We start from the raw sequence: 261 nt of genomic DNA on the forward strand, positions 1-261 counted from the left end.
CCGAATCAGTGATGATCAAGTTGGTTCCATCCTCAGTGAAGGTAGAATTTGTTGTATTGGTATCCGTATCGATATCTGCTAACGGAATAGATACTGTACTACCATCCGAATCAGTGATGATCAAGTTTGTTCCATCTTCAGTGAAAGTAGAATTAGTTGTATTGGTATCCGTATCGATATCCGCTAAAGGAATAGACACTGTACTACCATCCGAATCAGTGATGATCAAGTTTGTTCCATCTTCAGTGAAGGTAGAATTGG

1 protein-coding gene is annotated in these 261 nt (G+C 39.5%); it reads right to left on the bottom strand.

What is annotated here, in order from left to right; all coding sequences use genetic code 11:
- Positions 1-261: hypothetical protein (locus FHK87_RS26505; protein ID WP_226294435.1), on the bottom strand; the 261-nt coding region annotated here is incomplete at both ends.

The organism is Aquimarina algicola (genome assembly GCF_006443095.1).
Classification (GTDB): Bacteria; Bacteroidota; Bacteroidia; order Flavobacteriales; family Flavobacteriaceae; genus Aquimarina; species Aquimarina algicola.